The sequence below is a fragment of the Sutterella sp. KLE1602 genome (assembly GCF_001578585.1).
Classification (GTDB): domain Bacteria; phylum Pseudomonadota; class Gammaproteobacteria; order Burkholderiales; family Burkholderiaceae_F; genus Sutterella; species Sutterella wadsworthensis_A.
Map to the genome: position 1 here is coordinate 1 of NZ_KQ968590.1, position 3,428 is coordinate 3,428.

Annotated in this window: 3 protein-coding genes and 1 pseudogene; 1 reads left to right on the forward strand and 3 read right to left on the reverse strand. The window is 61.7% G+C overall.

All coding sequences use genetic code 11. From position 1 onward, the window contains the following. Positions 1 to 289 precede the first annotated feature (289 nt). Positions 290 to 598 carry an H-NS histone family protein gene (locus tag HMPREF3036_RS11395; RefSeq protein WP_005436662.1) on the forward strand — a complete coding sequence of 103 codons (309 nt, stop codon included), beginning with the start codon at positions 290 to 292 and terminating at the stop codon, positions 596 to 598. 250 nt (positions 599 to 848) lie between these two features. Here the strand turns inward: HMPREF3036_RS11395 and HMPREF3036_RS12510 are convergent, their stop codons facing one another. The 3 genes and pseudogenes from HMPREF3036_RS12510 to HMPREF3036_RS12630 all read right to left on the reverse strand — a co-directional run. Further along, positions 849 to 2,768, reverse strand: a complete 1,920-nt coding sequence (locus tag HMPREF3036_RS12510; protein ID WP_369818392.1) for a molybdopterin-dependent oxidoreductase — start codon at positions 2,766 to 2,768, stop codon at positions 849 to 851. Between the two features lie 65 nt (positions 2,769 to 2,833). After that, on the reverse strand, positions 2,834 to 2,998 hold the full coding sequence (locus HMPREF3036_RS12515; protein WP_197457994.1) for a molybdopterin-dependent oxidoreductase: 165 nt from the start codon (positions 2,996 to 2,998) through the stop codon (positions 2,834 to 2,836). 92 nt (positions 2,999 to 3,090) lie between these two features. Then, a pseudogene (locus HMPREF3036_RS12630) lies at positions 3,091 to 3,375 on the reverse strand (trimethylamine-N-oxide reductase TorA); the annotation flags it as partial. Positions 3,376 to 3,428: the final 53 nt, after the last annotated feature.

Below are 3,428 nucleotides of genomic sequence, written 5' to 3' on the forward strand. Positions count from 1 at the left end.
GATTTGTTACAAATCGGACGGGGAGCAGTCACAGAAGCAATCGATTCGTCCGGCCCATGCGGACATCATTCGGACAGCAAGCGGGTGATGAGGGACGCAAATCGCAGCTTTCGAACGGGAATATGGCGAAAAACCTCGCCTTTTGCGGAATGAATTGCATTGACCGGGATGTTTTGAGTATTTGCAAAGTCCCCCGAATTTATTTATACTGAATTCAAATTAAATCAATCGGGCCTTCTCAAAGGCCTTTCCCGCGCCGGAATCTGCCGGCGCAATCAGGAGTTCAGACATGTCCATCAAGGAAAAGGTTGCTCAGATCCAGTCCATGGAGCGTGAGCTCGAGGAGACCCGTGCCGCCGCTGTCAAGGAAGCCATCGCCGAGGTCCAGACTCTCATCAATCTCTTCAACATCACGGCATCCGACGTGCGCTTCCCCGAACCCGGTGCCAAGCCTCGCGCCAAGCGCTCCGCCGGCCCCGTCATGTACGCCTTCGGCGACAAGACCTGGACCGGCCACGGCCGCACGCCCAACTGGATCAAGGAGCACGAGGCCAATGGCGGCAATCGCAGTGACTTCCTCGTCAACAAGGAAGATTGAGATTCGCTCAATTGAAGGAAATTGAATTCGCTGCCGACGGTGAGGAATTCTGACGAAACATCTCATCGCGCGCGGTCGATTTCCCGTTCATAAATGAAAAAGCCCCGCAGGCCTGCATGCCGCGGGTTTTTTCCCTTTCATCGTTTTGTGCATGCCGCCCGGTTCGATTGGGCTGCGGGCCAAAATAATGCGCCGGATCCCCCGAAGGAGAATCCGGCGTTTTTTCTCATGCGTCAGTCAAGTCGAAGCATCAACGCACGATGCGAGGTTCGCGGTAGACGCTGACGTCGGGCAGCTCGCCCGTCCACTTGGACACTTCGACGTTGGCCGTCGAGGCGATGTTGCCGCAAGCGAGCTTCGAGGTGGGCTCGTCCATCGTGAGCGTGTTGGAGTTGCCGTGCACGTCGATGCGGCGGCCCTTGACGTCCTGCGGATCGAACCAGGCGCCGTGGTGGAGGACGACGACGCCCTTGAGGATGCGCTCCGTCACATAGGCGCCCGCAAGCGCTGCGCCGCGCTTGTTGGAGACGAGCACGATGTCGCCGTTCCTGATGCCGCGTGCGGCGGCGTCATCGGGATGGATCCAGAGCGGCTCGCGGTCCTCGATGTTGGCGAAGTCGTGGCTCACCGTGCCGTCGAGCTGGCTGTGCATGCGGTAGCGGCTCTTGCAGGCCATGAGGGCGAGAGGCGCGTCCTTGGTGGCTCTGGAGACGCCTTCGGTCGGCTCGAAGAAGCACGGATGCCCCTTGCAGTCGTCATAGCCGTAGCTCGCGATCTTCGGCGAGTAGAGCTGGATGAGACCGCTTTCGGTCGAGAGTGCATTGGCCTTCGGGTCCTTGCGGAAGGCCTCGAAGGCGACGTAGTTGCGGTCCTTGTCGGCGACGTCAAACATGACGTAGCCCTTCTTCCAGAATTCGTCGAAGTCGGGCATGGCGATCTTGCCGGCCCTGCCCATCTTCATGGCGCCTTCGTAGAGGCGGCGGATCCAGCCCATTTCGTCGAGTCCTTCCGTGTACTGGGACTCGACGCCGAGACGCTTGGCGAGCTCGGTGAAGATCCAGTAGTCGGAGCGGGACTCGAAGCGCGGTTCGATGGCCTGCTTCATGGCGACGAAGCCGTCGTTCGTGTAGGTGCCGATGCTCGTGATGTCGTTGTGCTCGAAGGTCGTGCAGGCGGGAAGCACGATGTCGGCGTGGCGGGCCGTGGCGGTCCAGACCGTGTCGGTGACGACGACCGTCTCGGGCTCCTTCCAGGCACGCTCGAGCTTCATCGTGTCGGGCTGGTGCGCGAAGGGATTGCCGCCCGCCCACAATACAAGCCTGACTTCAGGATCCGTGACCTTGCGGCCGTTGAAGTCAATGGTCTTCCCCGGATTGAGGAAGCATTCGACGAAGCGCGCGACCGGAATCGTGGTCGAGCCCTTCCAGTTATCGTTGAACGGAAGCGCCGGCTTCACCTTGGCGGGAACGCCCGCAAGGAACGGGCCCTTTGCCAACGGAGCGCCGCCGCTCGAATACTGGTAGTTCGTGCCGATGCCGCCGCCCGGCAGGCCGATCTGGCCCAGAACGCTCGCGAGCGCGAAGGCCATCCAGTGAGGCTGTTCGCCGTACTGAATGCGTTGGATGCCCCAGCCGACCATGAGCATCGTGCGGTGCTCATGCAGGTCGTGCGCAAGCTTGCGGATTCGCTCGGCGGGCACTCCCGTCTTTTCGGCGGCCCATTCGGGCGTCTTGGCGACGCCGTCCTCATCGCCCATGATGTAGGCGCGAAGTTCCTTCCAGCCGCTGCAGCACTTCTCAAGGAAGGCGTGGTCGGCCTTGCCCGTGGCTTCGAGCTCGTGCATCATGCCGAGCATCATGGCGCAGTCCGTGCCGGGACGCGGCGCGATCCATTCGCTTCCGAGGTATTCGGCCGTGTCGGTCTGGACGGGATTGATCGAGATGGTCGTGACGCCCTTGTCGCGCAGCGCACGAATGTAGCCCGCAGCATTGTGAATCGTCGTGTGCCAGTCGATGTCGTTCGTCACCAGTGGGTCGCAACCCCAGAAGACCACGCGCTCGCTGTGCCCGATCACGACGTCCCAGGACGTGGAGCGCGGATCGCCCGTGCCGACGACGTACGGAAGAATCTTGCTGATGGCGGCCGTCGAGTAGGAGTTCTCACACTGGATGAAGCCGCCGCAGAGGTTGAGGAGACGCTACTGCAGGTTGATGGCGGCGTTGACGCGGCCCGTGCTCATCCAGCCGTGAAGACGGCGCTCGGACCGTAGTCCTTGTAGACGCGCTTCATTTCGCCTGCCACGAGGTCGAGTGCCTTTTCCCAGGAGACGGGCACGAACTTCTCTTCGCCGCGGCTGCGACGGCTCTTCGGGCCGTTCTTGAGCCAGCCTTCGCGAACCATCGGCTGACGGATGCGAGACGGCGAGTACGGAAGATGGCAGAGATGAGATTGGGACTCGGCGCATAGTCGAACTCGAACGGACGCAGATGCGTCATCTTGCCGCCCTGAACATGCGCGTAGACGACGCCCCAGCGGGAGGCGTTGATCACTTCGCCTTCGTTGAGCGTGGACGCACCGAGGTCGTACGTGCCGGAGAGCCTCGCTTCGGGTTCGGGCATCGGAGCGGGCTGGCCGAGGGCTGCGCTCCTGCGGCCGGCGGGATAGTCCTTCTTCAGAAGCTCTTCGTCCGCGTCAACTCGGGCGGCATGTGCGGGAACGGCGGCGAGGCCCGTGGCTGCTGCTGCGCCAAAGAGCCTGCGGCGGAAGATGTCTGTCATGTCTGACTCCTTCTTCTTTTCTAAACAACCTCGCCACTGAAGTGGGAGGGTTT